The organism is Sphingomonas molluscorum (assembly GCF_039522995.1).
Classification (GTDB): domain Bacteria; phylum Pseudomonadota; class Alphaproteobacteria; order Sphingomonadales; family Sphingomonadaceae; genus Sphingomonas; species Sphingomonas molluscorum.
Window position 1 is genome coordinate 105,173 of the sequence record NZ_BAAAEL010000011.1, and the last position, 18,850, is coordinate 124,022.

12 protein-coding genes are annotated in these 18,850 nt (G+C 64.7%); 4 read left to right on the forward strand and 8 right to left on the reverse strand.

The features are described 5' to 3' along the window. Nucleotides 1-51 precede the first annotated feature (51 nt). Both ABDZ92_RS12640 and ABDZ92_RS12645 read left to right on the forward strand, forming a co-directional pair. Nucleotides 52-981: an ABC transporter ATP-binding protein gene (locus ABDZ92_RS12640; RefSeq protein ID WP_125961190.1), complete on the forward strand. Its 930-nt coding sequence runs from the start codon at nt 52-54 to the stop codon at nt 979-981. Next, the gene (locus ABDZ92_RS12645; protein WP_125961189.1) at nt 978-1,739 is read left to right on the forward strand and encodes an ABC transporter permease; all 762 of its coding nucleotides are present in this window, start codon (nt 978-980) and stop codon (nt 1,737-1,739) included. Before ABDZ92_RS12640 ends, ABDZ92_RS12645 begins: the two co-directional genes overlap by 4 nt. A gap of 239 nt (nt 1,740-1,978) precedes the next feature. On the opposite strand, the gene ABDZ92_RS12650 is transcribed toward ABDZ92_RS12645, so the two are convergent. Then, on the reverse strand, nt 1,979-3,283 hold the full coding sequence (locus ABDZ92_RS12650; RefSeq protein ID WP_125961224.1) for a replication protein RepA: 1,305 nt from the start codon (nt 3,281-3,283) through the stop codon (nt 1,979-1,981). A gap of 550 nt (nt 3,284-3,833) precedes the next feature. Between ABDZ92_RS12650 and ABDZ92_RS12655 the strand changes: the two genes are divergently transcribed. Both ABDZ92_RS12655 and ABDZ92_RS12660 read left to right on the forward strand, forming a co-directional pair. Continuing rightward, the gene (locus ABDZ92_RS12655; RefSeq protein ID WP_125961187.1) at nt 3,834-5,036 is read left to right on the forward strand and encodes an AAA family ATPase; all 1,203 of its coding nucleotides are present in this window, start codon (nt 3,834-3,836) and stop codon (nt 5,034-5,036) included. A gap of 255 nt (nt 5,037-5,291) precedes the next feature. Further along, the gene (locus ABDZ92_RS12660) at nt 5,292-6,269 is read left to right on the forward strand and encodes a ParB/RepB/Spo0J family partition protein (RefSeq protein WP_125961222.1); all 978 of its coding nucleotides are present in this window, start codon (nt 5,292-5,294) and stop codon (nt 6,267-6,269) included. Nucleotides 6,270-6,435: 166 nt separating this feature from the next. Here ABDZ92_RS12660 and ABDZ92_RS12665 read toward each other — a convergent pair whose 3' ends face one another. From ABDZ92_RS12665 to ABDZ92_RS12695, 7 genes are all read right to left on the reverse strand, one after another. Next, a complete protein-coding gene (locus ABDZ92_RS12665) occupies nt 6,436-7,524 on the reverse strand; it encodes a Ca2+-dependent phosphoinositide-specific phospholipase C (RefSeq protein WP_241211877.1) in 1,089 nt (362 codons plus the stop codon). Between the two features lie 2 nt (nt 7,525-7,526). Further along, nucleotides 7,527-10,157: a TonB-dependent receptor gene (locus ABDZ92_RS12670; RefSeq protein WP_125961186.1), complete on the reverse strand. Its 2,631-nt coding sequence runs from the start codon at nt 10,155-10,157 to the stop codon at nt 7,527-7,529. Between the two features lie 233 nt (nt 10,158-10,390). Continuing rightward, nucleotides 10,391-11,827 (reverse strand): CYTH and CHAD domain-containing protein, encoded by a 1,437-nt coding sequence (locus tag ABDZ92_RS12675; RefSeq protein ID WP_241211876.1) that lies wholly within the window; start codon nt 11,825-11,827, stop codon nt 10,391-10,393. 239 nt (nt 11,828-12,066) lie between these two features. After that, on the reverse strand, nt 12,067-13,473 hold the full coding sequence (gene phoA / locus ABDZ92_RS12680) for an alkaline phosphatase (RefSeq protein WP_125961184.1): 1,407 nt from the start codon (nt 13,471-13,473) through the stop codon (nt 12,067-12,069). 76 nt (nt 13,474-13,549) lie between these two features. Continuing rightward, complete coding sequence (locus ABDZ92_RS12685; RefSeq protein ID WP_241211875.1) at nt 13,550-16,228, reverse strand: TonB-dependent receptor; 2,679 nt, start codon at nt 16,226-16,228, stop codon at nt 13,550-13,552. A 403-nt stretch (nt 16,229-16,631) separates the two neighbouring features. Continuing rightward, the gene (locus tag ABDZ92_RS12690; RefSeq protein WP_343763160.1) at nt 16,632-17,720 is read right to left on the reverse strand and encodes an MFS transporter; all 1,089 of its coding nucleotides are present in this window, start codon (nt 17,718-17,720) and stop codon (nt 16,632-16,634) included. A gap of 11 nt (nt 17,721-17,731) precedes the next feature. Then, nucleotides 17,732-18,766: an aldo/keto reductase gene (locus ABDZ92_RS12695; RefSeq protein WP_125961178.1), complete on the reverse strand. Its 1,035-nt coding sequence runs from the start codon at nt 18,764-18,766 to the stop codon at nt 17,732-17,734. Nucleotides 18,767-18,850 lie beyond the last annotated feature (84 nt).

Sequence of the window (18,850 nt, forward strand, 5' to 3'; positions counted from 1 at the left end):
GCTTTAATGCCCCCCTGCCCGCTCCTATCTACGCGCGACAAAGGGGGCCTCATGCCAGAACCGATCCTCGCCGTGAGCGGCGTGTCCAAGACCTACAAGGGCGGCTTCACCGCACTCCACGACGTCGACCTCGCCATCAACAAGGGCGAGATTTTCGCGCTGCTGGGCCCGAACGGCGCCGGCAAGACCACGTTGATCAGCATCATCTGCGGCATCGTGACGCCGTCGACCGGGACGATCCGGGTTGCCGGTCACGACGCAATTAGCGACTACAAGGCCGCCCGGCGCCTGATCGGCCTCGTTCCCCAGGAGCTTTCGGTCGACATGTTCGAGACCGTGCTCGCCACCGTCACCTTCTCACGGCGGCTGTTCGGGCGATCAGGCCACAGCGCCTACATCGAGCAGGTGCTGCGCGACCTGTCCTTGTGGGACAAGCGCAACGCCCGGATCATGGAACTGTCCGGCGGCATGAAGCGCCGCGTCCTGATCGCAAAGGCGCTTGCCCATGAGCCGGAGGTGCTGTTCCTCGACGAACCCACCGCCGGCGTCGACGTGGCGCTTCGCCGTGACATGTGGAAGCTGGTCCATCGCCTGCGCGAGCGCGGCACGACCATCATCCTGACGACCCATTACATCGAGGAAGCCGAAGAGATGGCGGACCGCGTAGGCGTCATCAACAAGGGCCGGCTGCTGCTGGTCGACGACAAGACCGCGCTGATGCAGAAGCTCGGCAAGCGCGAGTTCGACCTGACGCTGGTCGAGCCGCTCGACGCGGTGCCCGCGGGCCTGGAAGCGTGGCAGCTCAGCCTGGTGAACGACGGCACCACGTTGCGCTACGTATTCGATTCCACCCGGGAGGATACCGGCATCCCCTCGCTGCTGCGCGCGCTGGCGGACCGGCACATCGCGTTCAAGGACCTGGAGACCTCCAAGTCGAGCCTTGAGGACATCTTCGTCGATCTGGTGGGGGAACGGGCATGAACCTGCACGGAATCTGGGCGATCTATCGCTTCGAAATGGCCCGGTCACTCCGCACCCTGTGGCAGAGCCTCGTCGGCCCGGTGCTGACCACCAGCCTCTACTTCATCGTCTTCGGCGGCGCGATCGGCAGCCGGATGCAGAGCGTGGAGGGCGTCGGCTATGGCAGCTTCATCGTGCCCGGCCTCATCATGCTCTCGCTGCTGACGCAGAGCGTGGGGAATGCGTCGATTGGCATCTATTTCCCGAAGTTCACCGGCACGATCTTCGAGCTCCTGTCCGCCCCCATCTCGGCCATGGAGATGGTGCTGGGCTATGTCGGCGCGGCCGCGACCAAGTCGATCGTGATCGGCGCCATCATCCTTGCCACCTCGGCCTTCTTCGTGCCGCTTACGGTGATGCATCCGGCGGCGATGATCGCCTTCCTGCTGCTCACGTCGGTCGCGTTCAGCCTGTTCGGCTTCATCCTGGGCATCTGGGCCAAGAGCTTCGAGCAGCTGAACTTCGTGCCCATGCTGCTGATCACGCCGCTCACCTTCCTGGGCGGCAGCTTCTATTCGATCGACATGCTGCCGCAGCCATGGCGGACGATCAGCCTGTTCAACCCGGTCGTGTACCTGGTGAGCGGCTTCCGCTGGAGCTTCTTCGGCAAGGGCGACGTGGACATCGCGGTCAGCCTGGCCGTGACGCTGGGGTTCCTCGTGACCTGCCTCGCGGTCGTCGCCTGGATCTTCAAGAGCGGCTGGCGGCTGAAGAACTGACCGTTCCAGTCGCGGCCCCTTCCCTGCTCTCCCGCGAGGGTAAACGTTGCCTTATGGCGAGCGCTGGAGTTCGATGTGCGTAGGCGTTCACCAAGGGCTGCGGAGAAGATGAAGAGTCGCAGCTTCCCGTCGCTCCGTCTTCGGTGCCCCGCTGGCGAGGCATCGAAGGCGGACGAGACAGGGTTCATGGGCGCGCGAAAACGACGAGCCGTTCGGGAAAACGGCTCGTACATCATCGGTCAGTCGTCGGGTCGCAGCGCCCGACGTTCGGCGTACCGGATCACGAACGCTTCCCAGACGCGAAGCCATTCGGCTTCCGTCCTCAGCTTCTTGATATCGGGAAACCCCTTCCGGAAGGCTGCCGCCATGTCATCGACCGACCAGGGATGCCCCTTGCTGAGCCCGATGGCGCGGAACGCCTTTTCGCGGTCACCATAGGAGAGAGTCCCTTCGGGAAAGGCGACGCGTGGCTCCCCGTCCTTGGCGGGTGCAGCGCCCCTCCCTGCCCTTGCTCCGACCGATGATCTCGGAGCCTTTTCAGGAACCGCTGGGCTCACGAGACGAAGATGGGGGCCGACCAGCTTGCGCTCCATCGGGGCCGGAGACGGATGGAGGATGACCTTGCGACCGGAGAGGTCCACGTTCGCGTTGGGATAGACCGCCGAGACGAGTTGCATGGTCTCACGCACGGTTTGCCGGAAGCGCTTGCTATCGGCGTCGTTGCCGAGGTGCTTGGCCAGCTGATCCCATGAAATCACCTGCCCCTTGTCGGAGCTGATGCGAGGCAGGCGATAGGCAAGATAGGTATAGAGATCGAGTGCGGTCGGCGTCCCCTTCAGCTCCCGGATCGCCACTTCGTTGAGAGGAACCGCGTGCTCGATGAGGTGGCTGTAGAACACCTCCGACATCCGGATTTCGCGCGCGAAAGCACCGTTCTTGTCCAGTGACCCTGCGTATTCATTGGAAATCTTCACATCGCGAACCGCGAACGCATTGTCCTCCGCACCCGTGCCGTCCCAGCGGATCTGCCACTCGCAGGCGAGCAACCGATCCACCTGCTCCCGCATGAGGTTCGCCGTACCCCGTGGGCCATAGGAGACGGTCTGGTATCCCAGGCGACGCATCCATTCGGTGAAGTTGCGTCCCAGATAGACGTCACGCGACCGCTTCATCACGGCCTGGGAAAGCAGGTAGATCAACGCGACCCGCGGATAGGCGCCATATGGCACACCCAGGCTTCGCAGCACGGACTTGCCGTCCACGTTCTGCAGCACGGGCCGTGGGTTGATCGCAAGCGCGTACTTGCCGTCTTCCCGGACGATCGGCTGGGTATCGTCCTTGGGCCTTTTGGTCGGCAGCGACATCGCGCACAGCGCCGAGTGCAGGAAGGCGGGCACTGGCTCTTCGTCATGGACCCGAAGGAATGCGTCCAACGTACCCTGCGTACCGGATGCAGTAGCCACTTCGCGAACGCGCGCCGCTCCCCCGTCGAGCATCGCTAGGGCATACTGATGCCCGATCGGCCTGTGCTCATCCCCGCTCATCGTCTCTGCCCTTCCCCGAATCTCGCGGGCCTCGGATGAGTCGTGTTCAACAGCTTTGGACGCCGAAATCAAGATGGTTGGCAGTTTGCGAGCCGATCCCGCGTCAAAACCTGCAAATCCACCGATGATCTCGGTGCTAAAGCGGTGGGACCACCCTCACCTGCCCTCTACTCCGGAAAATCATCAAAGCCGATTCGCGTATCGGTTTTGATACAGGGTTTCTTATTATAGGTTGGCGCTCCGAGATCATCGGTGGAATCGCACCGAGATCATCGCCGCTTCGCACCGACATCATCGTCTGGCACCGAGATCATCGGTGCGCCTTGAGCTAGTGCTCTCACCCGGCCGTCTTGCTTGACCGACCCCTGACAGCGGCCATCTTGCTGAGGTTGCTAGCCCCCGTGGAGCCCGCCTCTCGCCCGGTATTGCGACCGCCCCTGTCGAATGTGCTCGAAGATCATCGGTCAAATTGTAACTTTGGTGGCCGATCGTTGCTCGAAACTGCCAGGAAAGCTACGGACGGGGTCGCACTCTTCAAAAGCGGATTGAAATGGCCAATGAACCTGCACACGTCCGGGACGAGGACTTGATCGAGGGCGGACTGGAGGTCCTCCATCGTAAGGCACTCACGATCCTGAAACGGATCCGCGACAGTGCCGTAGACCCTGAAACCGGGCAGAAGCGTGGTCCGACCTTCCCCATCTCCAAGGCTGCCAAGCTGGTGGGTAGAACCGCATCCGCGATCCGCGAAGCCGAACGAGACGGGCGTCTTCCGGAGCGCGGCCGGACGGCCTCCGGGCACCGCGTGCAATATACACTCGAAGAGCTGGACCATATGCGCGAGGTGTTCGGCACCCGCCCCTGGCGGGATCCTGGCGACGTGCCCGCGATCATCTCGGTCTGCAACTTCAAGGGCGGTGTGGGTAAGTCGACGATCGCGCTGCATCTCGCCCAGCATTTCGCGATCGGGGGCTACCGGGTCCTCTTCATCGACTGCGACAGCCAGGCATCCTCCACGATGATGTTCGGGTACCGCCCGGACGTGGATCTGGGTGAGGACGACACGCTCTATGGCCATTTCCACAATCCGGAGTTGCTGGGGATCCGGAAAATCATCCGCAAGACCCACTTCCATGGCCTTGATCTCATCCCGGCCAACCTGCGCCTCTACAACCTCGAGTATGAAATTGCGGGGTATCTGGCGCGGAACCAGAACCTGGCGATCATCGATCTGATCGCCGAGGCGATCGACACGGTCGTGGACGACTATGACGTGATCATCATGGACCCGCCGCCTGCCCTGGGCATGGTCTCGATGGCAGTGCTCCAGGCTGCGAACGCCATGGTCATTCCCGTGCCGCCGAGCCTGGTCGACTTCGCATCGACCGTGTCGTTCATCGACATGGCCAAAACCACCATGAAGCAGCTCGAAGAGCTCGCGGGCAGGGGGCGGCCGGCCTATAACTTCATCCGTCTCGTCGGCAGCCGCGTGGACGACAGCAAGTCGATGCATCGGGAGGTGCTGTCGATGATGCGCCAGGTGTTCGGCGGATCGATGTCATCGTCAGTCATGGTGACGAGTGCCGAGATCGATAATGCCAGCTCCCGGATGAAGACCGTGTTCGAATTAGAGAAGCCGGTCACCTCGCATGAGGTGTATAACCGCTGCATGAAGCACCTGAACGAGGTGTGCCGGGACATCGAGCAGGATGTTTTGCGGACATGGGCGAGCAGGGCGGGGGATCAGCTTTGAGGCGCGTTGCCACGTGGCAACGGTGGCCAATAGCGGTCGCGCATCTCGGACTTTCGCAACAGCCGGGAGAGCGATTGTCACGTGGCAACCAGCAGCGAATTATGCCAACAAACAATAACTTACGGGTTGTCTGTCGCTCGACTACGCGCGCGGCAATCGGTCGTCGAAATGCTCATCGCGAGGATGTTGCCACGTGGCAACCGAGGTTTGGAGCGCGCGGCGTGCCGGCCGCGCAAGGTGGAAGGAGCGAGCCGAATGGCTAAGGGAAATAGAGGCTTCGGCTCGATGTTCACCGAGAACCTCGACGACGAAAGCCAGCTGGACAAGTCGAGCCCGTCGGAGGGCATCATCGCCAGCCGCAGCCAGACGCTCGCCCGCATCGCGACGGGGAAGACCGTCGCCGATCGCACGGAGTGGGTCGACCCGGCGCGGTGCCGGCCCTGGAGGCTGCACAACCGCGATCTGGATCATCTGAGCGAAGAGACGTGCCGCGATCTGATCGACTCGTTCCTTGCCGCCAAGAAACAGCGCATTCCCGCAATCGTCCGCCGCTTGAAGGATGATCCGGATCATGACTTCGAGATCATCGCTGGCGTCCGGCGCTGGTGGACGGTGCGATGGCTCCGGGCGCACCACCACCCCGAATTCGACTATCTCGTCACGATCCAGAGCGTCAGCGACGAGGAGGCGTTCCGGATCTCGGACGTCGAGAACCGTTCGCGCAAGGACATCTCGGACTGGGAGCGGGCAAAGGAATATACGCTCGCGCTCGCCGAGTTCTACGACGGCTCCCAGGCGCAAATGGCGGAGCATCTGAAGCTCTCACGGTCGTGGCTTAGCCGCCTGCTCGACGTGGCGCGCCTACCGGACGAGATCGTCGCCGCCTTCGCCGACACCCACGACATCACCGTCAGGATCGCGCGCGACATCAAGCCGCTGTCGAACGATCCAAGGGCGCTCACGCGGATGCGCGAGGAGGCAAAGCGGATCGCGGAGGAACGTGCCGGCGGCTTGCGGCTCAGCGGCCCGGAAGTGGCTAAACGGCTCGTTCGCGCAACGGTGGAGCCGACGCAGAAAGCGGCAGGCGAGAAGGAGGTTTGCGGGCCGAGCGGAAAGGCGATCCTGCGCTATGCCAGGGGCCGGGGCGGGGGGGTGACGATCAAGATTCCCGCCAAGCCTGCGGCAAGCAGGGCAGAGTTGCTGAAGGCCATCGAGGACCTGCTGCCGCTCTGATCGGCAGCGGGGAGGTGGGCGTCCTGTCCTAGGCGGCTCCGCGCGCAGGATCGGCTGCCAGGGCCGGGACTCGCCCCGGCCTTGGCGCCACCTCTATACCGGACCCGAACCGCCGCCAGGCGCAGCCCCCTGGCAGGCAGGAGGACTTGCGCCTTCCTGCTTGCCGCTAGGGCGCCAGTGAGCATCCCTCCGGCACGCGCACCGGGCTGCACCGCGCCATTGCACCTTGCGGCAAGGTAATCGTGAAGTTCGTGCGCAGCGGGTTCGGCGCTCCCGGATAATAATCGGTGCTCACGGCTTGGGCGCCGCTTGCCATGGCCGCGTCGGCCTTGCTGTAGTCCCGCCTGCGCGCTTCGACGGTGTTGGCATCAGTGCGGGTACGAACGACGACGCCCTTGGCGACCCAGTTCCGGATCCGGTCGCCGTCGACCAGCGGGTCCTGGACGATCTGGATCGCGGATTCGGGCTGGTCGTCCGGATACCAGCCGAACATCGCCCGGCCGGCGAGGGAGGGGTGGCCGGAGCGGTACAGCTCGGACACGGCGGCACGGACATCGAGCAGCACGTAGATCCTGCCCCGCGCCGCCGACAGCGCTGGCCAGCCGCGGCTGTGCACCGCCTGGTGCAGGGTCGCGCTACCCCCGCGCACCTCGTCCGGTGTGATCAGCCGCCTGCCCGGCAGCACCGACCGGATCTCGGCGTCGAGGGCGTCGAGCAGCTCGGGATTGTCGAGGGGCAGAGGGGTGGTGATCCCCGGCCTGTCCGAAGGTGTGTCCGCTGCGTTGATCGTGATCATGATCGGCAGGTGATCGGGATGGGCGCGCGACCAGCGATCGACCTCACCCAGGCAGCGCACCAGTGTCGGGCAGGTGCTCAGATAATCCACATCCGGGATATGGAAGACCTTGAACCCCGGCTTGAGCATTGCCTCTCGGTCGAAGACGGTACGCTCACCCGCCGCACGCGCCCAGGCTTCGCCCTTCGGGTCTGCGTAACGCCCGCCCTGCGGGTCGGCGAAGATGTCGAGTTCGAGCTGGCGGATGCCTGCATCGAGCTGCTGCGCAAGCGGCAGGTGATAATAATCGAGCCCGTCCGCCAGCTTCGGCTCGATTGCCCGGATCTTCGCCATCACTGCGGCAGGGATGCGCGCCTTGAAGCTGTTGTGTGACCCCACAATCTGAACGTCGTTCATCGCGCGGGGGCCTGCGCTGCCGCCGACAACCAGTGCCGCGGCTGCAAGAAGGAGTGCTTTCACCCTCAGAACTCCGTCCGCACGCCGAACAAGATGGTGCGACCCCAATAGTTGATCTCACCATAACGAAGTTCATCGTCATTGTAGCTGTACTGTTTCGCGCCAGCGATGTTGATCGCTTCCAGGCTCAGCATCGTCTTTTCGCTCAGTCGGAACGAAAGGTTTCCGTCCAACGATCCAAATGCATCGACATAAGTGGGAGCCTGGGTCGTGCTGCCCGTGCCCGCGAGATACTTGTCCCGCCACACGTAAGACAGGCGCGCGGAGAAGGGACCGTAGTCATAGAAGCCGACGATGTTGAAGCTGTTCTTGGAAAGACCGATCAGCTGATCCTCGATCGGCCGGGCGCCGGCGGTGTAGTTCGCCTCGACGGAGGTGTGGGTGTAGGAGGCCTGTACCCCCAGGCCGTCGAACGGCGCGGGCAGGAAGTCGAACACCTGGTTGTAGGCCGCTTCCAATCCATAGACCTTGGCATCGCCGCCGTTGACCTGGGTGCTCAGCAGCACCGTGCCGCGTCCCGGGATCTCGACGTTGATGTTCTGGGCGGTGATGTAATCGTCCATCGCCTTGTAGAACAGCGCACCGGTGAGCGAGCCCTTGCGGCTGAAATACCATTCCAGCGAGCCGTCGAACTGGGTCGCGAGGAACGGCTGCAGTTCCGGGTTGCCGCCGCTCGCAGTCGGTGCGTCGGTGGAGACGCTGATCTGCGGGGCGCTTTGGGTGACGTTCGGCCGGGTCAGCACGCGACTGGCCGCAAGACGCCCCACCAGGGTCGGGCTGAGTTCCGCGCGCAGGTTGAAGCTCGGCAGCCAGTTGTTGAAGGTCTGCGGGAAGCTTGCCGGCGTCGGAGCGGTGCCGATGGTGAGCGTGCCGCTCGCCACCTGGTCGGTATGCACGTATCGCACGCCCAGGTTGCCGGTGACGTCGATCCCGCCCAGTACAAAGCCGTAATCGGCGCGCACATAGCCGCTCGCCGTCTCTTCCGTAACGACATAGGAGGCGCGCTGGTCGGCCGGGGTGAGGGGAGCGTTCGCCACCGCATCGGTGAAGAAGGCGTCGTAGAAGGCGCTGGTGATCGGCACGACCCAATGGCGTGGGGCGTTGCCCGACACGCCGCGCAGGAAGTTGTCAAAGGGCATCGCTTCGTAGCCGTTCGGCAGGCTCGTCAGCGGGGTTCCTGCTGCCGGCGTCACGTTGAAGTCGCGGCGTCGATAGTCGCGCTTGCGCCAATGATATTCACCGCCGGCCGCAATCTTCGTCAGGAAGCCGCTCATCTCGCGACCCACGTCCAGGCGGGCGTAGGTGTCCCAATCCTTGCTGTTCTTGGGCGCGATGTTGAACGGATAGAGGACGTAGTTCGCAGGGTCGGTGACATCGACGGGCGTAGTGAAGGTCGGGATCACCTTGTATCCGCCCGACGCATCGTAGGTGAGCGGGGCGAGGAACATCGCGCGGCTGCGCACCGTGCCTTCGGCATAGCTCGGGTGGAAGCTGTGGGCGTACGACCAGTTGACGTTGCCGGAGATGTCCCAGCCCTCGGGCCGCCAGTTCTGCTTGAGGCCGACGGTGATCAGGTCGTGACGGTTGAGGCTGTACTCGCGCGAGGCCATGAAGCGTACGTTGTTGATCGTCGCCCCGACTACGGTTTTGCCATCGAGTTTGACCGAACCCGGCACGATCGAGGTGCCCGGATCGTCCGGGTAGATGTCGAGGCCATATTCGTCATAGGCGACGTCGAGCCGGGTCGCGAGCACGTCCAGCGTCGTCTCCAGTTCGGCTGTGGGCCGCCATTGAGCCGAGACGATGCCGGAGAGGCGCTTGCGCTCTTCGGTCTCGACGGTCGGACGGGTTCGGGTCGGGGTGTAATAGCCCCTGCCAAGGTCTGCGACGAACTTGTCGAGGTTCCAGCCGGCCTGGTACCAGCGGTCGTTGCGGACCTCCTTGCCCCAATATTGCCCGCCGATCAGGACACCGAGTGTCTCGTCGGCGGTGGTGAAGCTGGTGAGACCGGTGGCGTTCGGCTTCACCTTCTCCGCCAGCGTCGTGTAGGTGCCCCGCAGGTTGAGCGTGGTCTTGGTTCCGATATCCAGCGGGTGGAAGGTCTTCACGTCGATGTTTCCGCCCAGCGCGCCTTCCGTCATGTCGGCGGTCGGGGTCTTCACTACGTCGATCTGAGCGACGAGTTCGGCCGGCAGCATCTCGAACCGGAACTGACGGCCGTTGGCGCCGCCATTCTCGATCAGGTCGTTGATCGCGATCGAGCGGCCGTTCAGCAGCGTGTTCTGGAATTGCGGTCCCAAGCCACGCACCGTGACGTACAGCCCTTCTCCGCGCGGGCGGGTGATGGCGACGCCGGAGACCAGTTGCAGTGCCTCCGCAACGTTCTGAGCAGGGAATTTGCCGATCTCGGTCGAGTTGATCGAGTCCACGCCATAGGATGCCTGCCGCTTCGTTTCCGTGGCTGCGGCCAGGCTGCGCGCATAGGAGCCGGTCACGACGATTTCCTCCGGCTCCGCTTCGGTCGCGGCCGGCTCGGTCTCCCCGGCGGTGGTTTGCGCAAGGGCGGGCTCGATCAACCCGAGCGCAAGCAGGGTAAAGGGCAGCGTGGCCCGAAGCGGGCGTTGGCGTAGCGACATCTCGTAGATCTCCCCCTCCGGCGCGGCAGCGTCGGCGAGGTGCCTGTGGGAGCGAATTGTTGCGCGGGGAGGGCGTGGTTGTTACGCCAAAGTTACGTTCCTGCGGCGTTGAAGAGGCACCTGAACGCGCAAAGTCGCTGTGACGGCCGAGAAAGGTCCGGCTGCGATGTGCCGGCGGCCGTGCAATGCCGAGGACCTCTCAGGTCACGCAAGCAACGCTCGGCTTTCCTTGCCTATAGCCAGAAGCGTTTCGCATCCACGAGCGCATCATATGCCTCTGCGGCGGCCCCGATCAGCGCCTTTCTCTTCCCCTTTCCCAGGAGAGCGTCGGCTTCGGGATCGTCTCCGATCCCCAGCCTTGAGATCACCTCCGGGGCGGTAGCGAGGTCGTTCAGGGCGCCAAGCTGGTCCTGCAGCTCCTCCAGCGCACCGACGAAGTTCTGATAGCGGCGGCGCCTCGCTTCAAACAGGGCCGAGAAGAACTCGCTCGCATACCGCAGCTTCTTGGCACTCTTGCGGAGCTCATGCCGGGTTTCATCGTCCATCTTCGCGAGATGGCGGCCCTGCTTCTTCACCGCTTTCCGGAAGCGCTCCAGCGCCGTGGCCGCGAAATCCCGTACCGGTTCGTTGCGACGGTCCTGCGTGCTGGCGGCCAGCAGCCAGGGGCCATCGGTGAGCCATTGCGTCAGATCCAGCATGAGCCGGCGCACGCGCCCTGAGCAGAGCGCAGCATCCACATGGGCATAGGCCTCTTCGCGCGCCGTTCGAATTCGCTCGTGCAACGCTCCCGCGGGGGCGCGGCCGAGGAGCACGTCCAGGTCCCGTGCATGTCCCAGTTCGCCCGCTAGCCAACGCAAGTCCTCACGGAATGGGTCGGCGCTGGAGTCGGCGGAGAACAGTGGCTTGAAGATCGAGAAGGCAGACCGGAGGCGACGCAGCGCGACACGTGCCTGGTGCAGCGCTTCCGGAGTGGGATCCGCGAGGAGGACAGCCTCGTTCAGCCGGAACTGCCGCAGGCATGCCTGGGCAATATGCTGAAAAGCCTGCGCGGCGGTCATCCCCGCATCCAGCGCGACCGGCTCGGCCTTGAAGACCGAGCGCGCGGGCTCCGCCAGACGGTAGCCGCGCTCCGCCTTGGTGAGGACGCCCAGCCGGACGGGAACGATGTCGTCGATCTTCCTGGCCAGAGCGAACAGCGCGGCGGGCGCGCCCTCCTTCAGCTCCAGCTCCAGTTCGCAGATCGCATCCCGGCGATCCTCCCCGAGGACCTCGCCACGATCGAGCACGACCTCGATCTCGGCGTCGTCTTGAGTGACGACCCAGGCGCGGCGTTCGACATGGACCTCGAACTGGGGCGTGATCGCCTGGATTCGGTCTCCGAGCAACGCCTTCACCGGCGAGGAGTCGTCCAGGATCGGCGCGTCCCCGTCGACCGGCGTCTCCCATTCGGATCGTGCGAACAGGCCCGTGTTTCCCGCACCGTCCGCTTTGACGGTCTGGATGCGCTCGTCTCCTGCCGCGCGGATCCGTAAGGAGGCTCCGGCTTGCGCAAGGTCCTGCTCGGGCGTGTCGTGATAGACGGCGCGCATCTGGCGGATCTTGGGGGTCTGGGGCAGGATACCGGCTGCTTCCAAAGCATCTGCGGCGGCCCCGGTCAGGTCGAGCTTCAATTCAACTTCACGCACCCGGAACTGCCCTTTTCGTTGAAGTCGGTCCTGCGACGTAGCCAGGCGCGTGCCATTGTGGCCCGGTCTGCTGCTGAAGCGACAACGATGCGCGTGCGGAAATGTGCCCAGCACCTGAGGGCAGGGGGGCAAAGGATCGTTCGGTCTGGGTGAACCCGCGTGCTGCCGCGCGGGAGCAGCGTCCTCCGCTGCCGACCGGCGACACGCCGGCCGGCAGAGAAGCCTTACCGCAAGCCTAACGCGTCGCGGATGATGTAGTGGAGGTCGGTCTGGTCGAGCAGGCCGCTCACGTTCACCGCGCGCGGGCCATAGGCAGCGATGCGCAGCTGGGTGCCGGTATGCCCCTGGGAGCCTTCCTCGGCAGTGCCGTAGTTGACCGTCATCACGCCACCTTCGCGCGTGTTGAGCGCGGCGGTGAGGCCCGGCGCACGCGTGCCGTTGCCGACGATCTGGCTGGTGTGAGCATGGTCGGCGGTAACGATCACCAGCGTGTGGCCGTCGGCCTTGGCGAACTCCAGCGCGACCTGCACCGCCTCGTCCAGGTCGACGGTTTCGCCGATCTGACCGCAGGGGTTGGCGGCATGATCTTCCTTGTCGATCGACGCGCCCTCGATCTGCAGGAAGAAGCCCTTGGGCTTGTCCTTGAGCAGCGCGATTGCCTTTTGCGTCATCGCCGCCAGCGTCGGGGTGGTTGCGGTGCGCGCGGCATTCGGCTGGCAGGTGACCGCCGGCTTGCCGAGGTTGCCGTGGAAGCTGGCCTTGGGTCCGGTCCAGCGCACCGGCATGTTGCCCGGCGCGAACAGGCCGATCAGCGGCTGCTTGTCGTCGGCCCGGGTGACTGCGTCCAGCTCGGCCGCGGTGCGCACCACGCGGAACCCGCGGGCCTGCGCCTGCTGGAAGAGCGTCTTGCCCTTCCACTTGCCGGCCTTTGCCGCCTCCTCGAAGCTTTCGGCGCCGCCGCCCAGCACCAGGTCGGCGCGCGTGTCGAGCAGCTGCTCGGTGATCGAGCCCGCGCCGCCCTTCTCCAGTGCGTTCTGCGGGCAGCTCTTGCTGGTTTCCGCCGGGGCGAAGCAGTTGCGCTGGAGGACGTGCGCGATCTGTGCGCCCGGCGTGGCGTCCTGGATCGCCGCGGTGGAAACGTCGCCGGTGGCATAGCCTGCCGCCTTGGCGCGCTCGATCAGCGTCTGGTGGGGCTTGCCGTGGATGTCGACCCCGATCGCGCCATTGTAGCTCTTTACCCCCGATGCCCAGGCGGTGGCGGACGCGGCGCTGTCGGTGACGTAGTTCGGCTTGCCCGTCTTCCGATCGAGCGAATAATGCGTGTACTGGCCGGTGAAGGGCAGGGCATCGATGCCCTTGAAATAGCCGCCAGCTCCTTCGGCATAGTTGCGCGCGACCGTGATCTCGGAATCGCCCATGCCGTCGCCGATCAGCAGGATGACGTTGCGCACCACGCCGTCGGCGCGGAGCTTCGCATAGGTCTCGCGCATGTCGCCCTGCAGCCGCCGCGCACCCCCGGGCTCACGCACGTCCCCGCGCGCCGCGCGCGACAGATCGGGTGCTGCGTCCTGGGCGACGGCGGATTGGCTGGCGAGGGCAGCGAGCGCTGCGGCGACGATGCGCGTTTTCATGATGGGGGTACTCCGGGGAAGAAACTGAGCAGGCATGGCCGCTCCCCCGCCGCGCCGCGACGAGGGAGCGTAGCGATCAGAACTGCGCGCGCACGCCCAGGCTGATGCGGCTTCCCGAGAACTCGTAGGTGGTCGGGAAGGAGGGATCCATGGTGTAGCCGGTGGTCTTGGCGTTGCCGATGTTGATGCCCTGCAACTCCAGGCGGAAGTTCGGGGTCAGCTGGTAGCTGGCCGACGCATCGAACTGGCCGTAGGCGTCGCGGTACACCGGATACATGTTGCGCTCGATGCGCTCCACATAGGCGCCCTTGTGATTGTACGAGACGCGCAGCGACACCGGTCCGCGCTCGTAGAACACGGTGGCATTGTACGTGTTGTCGGCAAGACCGATTGGCGAGGTCGCGATGTCGAGATCCGATTGGCCGGTCAGCGAGCTGTCCAGGAAGGTGACATTGGCGTTGACGCCGAACCCCTCTGCCCAGTCGACGAACATGCCGAACGGAATCACCGCGTTCAGCTCGACGCCGCTCACCTTGTACGAACCCTCGGCGTTGACCGGCTGATAGACGTCGAAGTCGTACACGCCGTCGATCGTGCCGTTGGCGTTGTACTTGGTGACGCCCTCGACCACGCCGGTCAGCTCGCTCTGGACGACGCCCTTGATCTTCTTCCAGAAATAGGACGCCGCCAGGATGCCCCCGCTCCCGAGATACTTCTCGATGCCGACTTCCCACTGGTCGGCATAGGTCGGCTGCAGATCCGGGTTGCCGTCGGTGAAGCGGAAGCTGTTCCAGCTTGCGGTCCGCTTGTACGCGAGATCGGTCAGCGCCGGGCGGATCAGCGTCTGCGACGCGGCCGCGCGCAGGATCAGGCTGTCGGTCAGCTCGGCATGCGCGTTGATCGCGGGCAGGAATTTTCCATAGCTGCCCTCGCTCGACACGGGCGCGTCGGTGTAGCCGGTCGAACCGTCCGCGTTCTGCACCTGGTGGAAGCCTTCCGACTTCACCGTGGTCTTCAGGTAGCGGCCGCCCAGGTTGACGAACACCGGCACCGCCAGCTCGAACTCGAAATCGGCCATCGCATAGCCGGCGATCGTCTCTTCGCGGACCTTGTAATACTGGCCGTCGTCGAACGGCGTGACGAAGCCGTCCGGCCGGAAGAACGCGCGGGCATATTCGTTGGAGACCTGGGCCCAGTCCAGGTCGCGCGCCTGATATCCCTTGCCCCCGACGATCTCCGTCACCGATTCCAGCGGGCTGTCGGCCAGCGTGCGCTTGTTCACATAGGCCGTGCTGCCGCGCGTCGGCCCCTGGATCTTCTCCTCGCCATAGTCGCGCTCGTTCGTCTTGTTGGTGTAGCGGGCACCGACGTTGAAGCGCTTCAGGAACGGGGTCTGGAACTCGCGGCTGATGTCGAGCTGGGCCGCATATTTGTCGTCCTTGATCCGCTCGCGCGTCGTCTCATACGCCTCGAACAGATAGCTCTCCGGCGCGTTGTACATGTCGATTGTGTCGGGATCGGCGCTCGGGATCGTCTCGCCGCCGGTCTCGGTATAGCGGGTGCGCGACGGCGCATAGGCGACATGCTTGAGGTTGGCGTAGTCGAGGACCTTCTTGGCGCCCGAGTAGCCGCCCAGCGCATTGATTTTCCAGTCGCCGGTCTGCCAGTTCATCTCGCCGCCGAACTGGCGATAGTCGGTGCTGTTTCGGTATTCCTTGCTCAGGAACTCATGCTGGGTGTTGGTGTAGGACACGTCGCGCAGCACGATGATGCCATCGTCGGCCAGCGTGGTCGCGTCGAACTCGTGGATCGTGTCCAGCGTCGAGTTGCTGGATGCCGAATAGCCGGCAGCGTCATATTCGTCTTCGACGGTGTCGTACGAGCCCGCAAAGGCGTCGAAGACGAGGTTGAACTGGTCGCTGGGCTGATACTGGATCGAACCCGATAGCCCCAGCCGGTCCTGATCGTTCTGATAGACGCGGTCCCCGACCTTATCGAGGAACACGATCCGGTTCTTCATGTCGTCGGTGAAGGTCACGCCGGCGTCGCGCGCGAGCACGGCGATCGCCTGATCGCGATTGGCGCCGGCCTTGTCGGTCCAGCGCGAGATCGGGCGGAAGTTGATGCCCGAGTTCGAGTCGGTGCGGTTGCTGCGCTGCTGCTTGGCGACCGACACCAGCACGCCGAAGTCGCCAAAGGTGTTGCTCGCCAGGAACGAGAAGTTCGGATCGATCTTCTCGGAGATCGAGTTGTACGCGCCCTCGGCGCTGCCGACGAGGCGAAGGCCGGGATTGTCGAACGGCCGCGCGGTGCGGATGTAGACGGATCCGGCGATGCCGCCTTCCTCATCGGCTGCGGTCGGCGACTTCTGCACCGTCACCGACTGAATCAGTTCGGAGGCGAAAATGTCGAACTCGACGTCGCGCCCGCCGGAGCCCGATGCGGTCGCCAGCTTGTTGATCGACACGAAGGTGAACTCGGTCGGCAGGCCGCGGACGTTCACGCGAGTGCCGAGGCCCCGTTCGCGTTCAATCGTGACACCAGGAACGCGCTGCAGCGCTTCGGACAGGTTCTGCTCCGGGAAATCGGCGATGTCGGTCGCGACGATCGAATCCGAAAAGCCGATCGTGTTGCGCTTGATGTCGATCGCTTCCTCAAGGCTGCGGCTGTAGCCGGTGACGGTGATTTCCTGACCAGCTTCCTCGTCGCCTGCATCCGCACCCGGAGCCGTCTGGGCAGAAGCTGGGACGGACAACAAGGCAGCGGCCGCTGACCCGACCAGAAGACGTGCAGTCCTTTCAAAGCGAACGTATTTCTGAAGCACCTTGCCCCCCTTTTTCATAGTTGTCCGGGTGGAGGGCTGCCGCTGGTCCGCAGCAAACGCCTGCGTTCCCCGACGTCCGGAGAAATCGCAGGCAATTCATGTCGATCGTCATGGTGCTCGGCGATGTTTCACCTGCCGATGCGCCGCCTCTCCCAAAATGCGGCACCAATTTCTTTCTGCTTCGTACCCGTGCGTCGGCAGCGATCGATGAACCACCGCTGCCGGCCGCAAAGCTTTCTCCACCCGTCTCGGGAGCCCCGTTGGAGAGAAGTTGTTACGGTGCCATGACGCACGTGCTTGACGGCCGATCAGGGGGCAGATCGGTGGCTCCGGGCTACGCCGTCCTTTCCTGCGGCAGTTTGCGTGCGCTTCCGTGGCTGCGGCCGTTGATCAGCAGCGCGATCAGCCCGATTGCGGAGGTTGCCGCTCCTGCGAGCGACACCAGCGGGTAGCCCAGCCCGGCCGCGATGACGCCGCCACCCAGCGCCGCCCCGAATGCGTTGCCGAGGTTGAACGCGCCAATGTTGACCGCGGAGGCAAGGTTCGGCGCGTCGGCAGCGGCGCGCATCACCCGCACCTGTAGCGGCGGCACCAGCGCGAAGCTCGCCAAGCCCCAAAGGAAGATGAGCACCGCGGTCGGACCGGCATGGGACATCAAGGCGGCGAAGGCGACGAGTATCGCCGACAGCGCGGCGAGGGTGATGACCAGCGTCCGATCGACCGACCGGTCCGCAAAGCGCAGGATCGGCGCGATATAGGTGAAGACGGTGAACATCGCGCTCGATCCGATCACCGTCAGCGCGAGCGCGCCCAGCACCGGCCCTCGCGTCAGCACGCGCAGTTCGGCCATCGCGCTGCCGGAATGCGGGGCGGGGAGGGGCGGCAGGGTCAGCCGCAGCGCCACCATGGTCGCAACGCCCAGCGCGGCGATGCCCCAGAAGGAGGTGCGCCAGCCCAGGTGCTCGCCCGCCCAGGTCGCAAGCGGTACGCCCACGACGTTCGCGATGGTCAATCCCATGAACATTTCCGCCACCGCACTTGCGCGGCGCTCGGGTGCCACAAGGCTTGCTGCCACGACCGACCCGACACCAAAGAACGCGCCGTGATTGAACGAGGTGAGCACGCGGGCCGCCAGCAGCATCCAATAGGTGTCGGATATCGCGGCCAGCAGATTGCCGACCGTGAAGATGCCGGCCAGCCCGATCAGCAGCGCGCGTCGGGGAACACGCCCTGTGGTCAGTGTCATCAGCGGGGCGCCGAGCACCACGCCCAGCGCATAGGCGCTGATGAGCAGCCCGGCGGCCGGAATGGAGGCGTTGAGGTCTTCGGCGATGACCGGGAGTAGCCCCATGGGTGCGAACTCGGTCACGCCGATGCCGAACGCACCGATCGCCAACGAGAGGAGGCCAAGGTTGAGCTTCATGGTCGTCCCCCTCAGACCAGTGCCGGGGCAAGGCGGGCAAAACCCTCCTGCTGACGATAGGGGGCATGGGGATAGGGCGGCAGTAGGTCGCTTGCGGCGTCGAGGGCGGCGACCTGCTCGGGCGTCAACGTCCAGCCGACCGCGCCGAGATTCTGACGCAGTTGCTCCTCGTTACGCGCGCCGATGATGACGGAGGAGACGGTGGGACGTCGCAGCAGCCAGTTGATCGCGATCTGCGGCACGGTCTTACCGGTTTCGGCAGCTATTGCCTCGAGGGCATCGATGACCCGGTACAGATGCTCGGTCTCGACCGGCGGCGCGAACTGCTCGGTTTCATGGAGGCGGCTGCTCGCCGGTGCCGGGCGGTTGCGGCCGATTTTTCCGGTCAGCCGCCCCCAGCCTAGCGGACTCCACACCAGTGCGCCCACACCTTGATCCGCCGCAAGCGGCATCAGGTCCGCCTCATAGGCGCGGCCGATGAGCGAGTAATAGACCTGATGGGCAACAAGGCGTGGCCAGCCGTGGCGATCGGCCAGCCCCTGCGCCTTCATCAGCTGCCAACCCGGATAGTTGGAGACGCCCGCATAGCGTACCTTGCCCGCAGCGATCAGCGTCGCAAGGGTGCCCATGACTTCTTCGGTGGGGGTCGATGCGTCGAAGGCGTGAAGTTGCAGGAGGTCGATGTGGTCGGTGCCGAGGCGGCGCAGCGACTCCTCGACCGCCCGGACCAGCCGGGTCCGCGATGCGCCCCAGTCCTGCGGTCCGTCGCCCATCGGCAGGCCGGTCTTGGTAGAGATCAGCACCGCATCGCGTTTTCCCTGGATCGCCTGCCCCAATATCTCCTCGGACGCGCCGCTCGAATACACGTCGGCGGTGTCGAACAGCGTCACACCGGCCTCCAGGCACAGGTCGATCAGCCGGCGCGCTTCAGCGGCGTCGCTTTGTCCCCAGGCGCTGAAGAGCGGGCCCTTGCCGCCGAAGGTGCCGGTGCCGAAGCTGAGCGCAGGCACGCGAAGCCCGGAAGTGCCGAGTTGCCGATATTCCATCATCGATCCTTGTGTTGCTAGTTGAACGCATAGATGGACGGGGCTGGGGTGCTGGAGTAGCGCCTCCCGACGCGGAGGATCTTT

Excerpts from the sequence above, each read along its gene's own strand:
- ABDZ92_RS12640 (WP_125961190.1), top strand. The coding sequence starts at position 52 with ATGCCAGAACCGATCCTCGCCGTGAGCGGCGTGTCCAAGACCTACAAG.
- ABDZ92_RS12645 (WP_125961189.1), top strand. The coding sequence starts at position 978 with ATGAACCTGCACGGAATCTGGGCGATCTATCGCTTCGAAATGGCCCGG.
- ABDZ92_RS12650 (WP_125961224.1), bottom strand. The coding sequence starts at position 3,283 with ATGAGCGGGGATGAGCACAGGCCGATCGGGCATCAGTATGCCCTAGCG.
- ABDZ92_RS12655 (WP_125961187.1), top strand. The coding sequence starts at position 3,834 with ATGGCCAATGAACCTGCACACGTCCGGGACGAGGACTTGATCGAGGGC.
- ABDZ92_RS12660 (WP_125961222.1), top strand. The coding sequence starts at position 5,292 with ATGGCTAAGGGAAATAGAGGCTTCGGCTCGATGTTCACCGAGAACCTC.
- ABDZ92_RS12670 (WP_125961186.1), bottom strand. The coding sequence starts at position 10,157 with ATGTCGCTACGCCAACGCCCGCTTCGGGCCACGCTGCCCTTTACCCTG.
- phoA (WP_125961184.1), bottom strand. The coding sequence starts at position 13,473 with ATGAAAACGCGCATCGTCGCCGCAGCGCTCGCTGCCCTCGCCAGCCAA.
- ABDZ92_RS12690 (WP_343763160.1), bottom strand. The coding sequence starts at position 17,720 with ATGAAGCTCAACCTTGGCCTCCTCTCGTTGGCGATCGGTGCGTTCGGC.
- ABDZ92_RS12695 (WP_125961178.1), bottom strand. The coding sequence starts at position 18,766 with ATGGAATATCGGCAACTCGGCACTTCCGGGCTTCGCGTGCCTGCGCTC.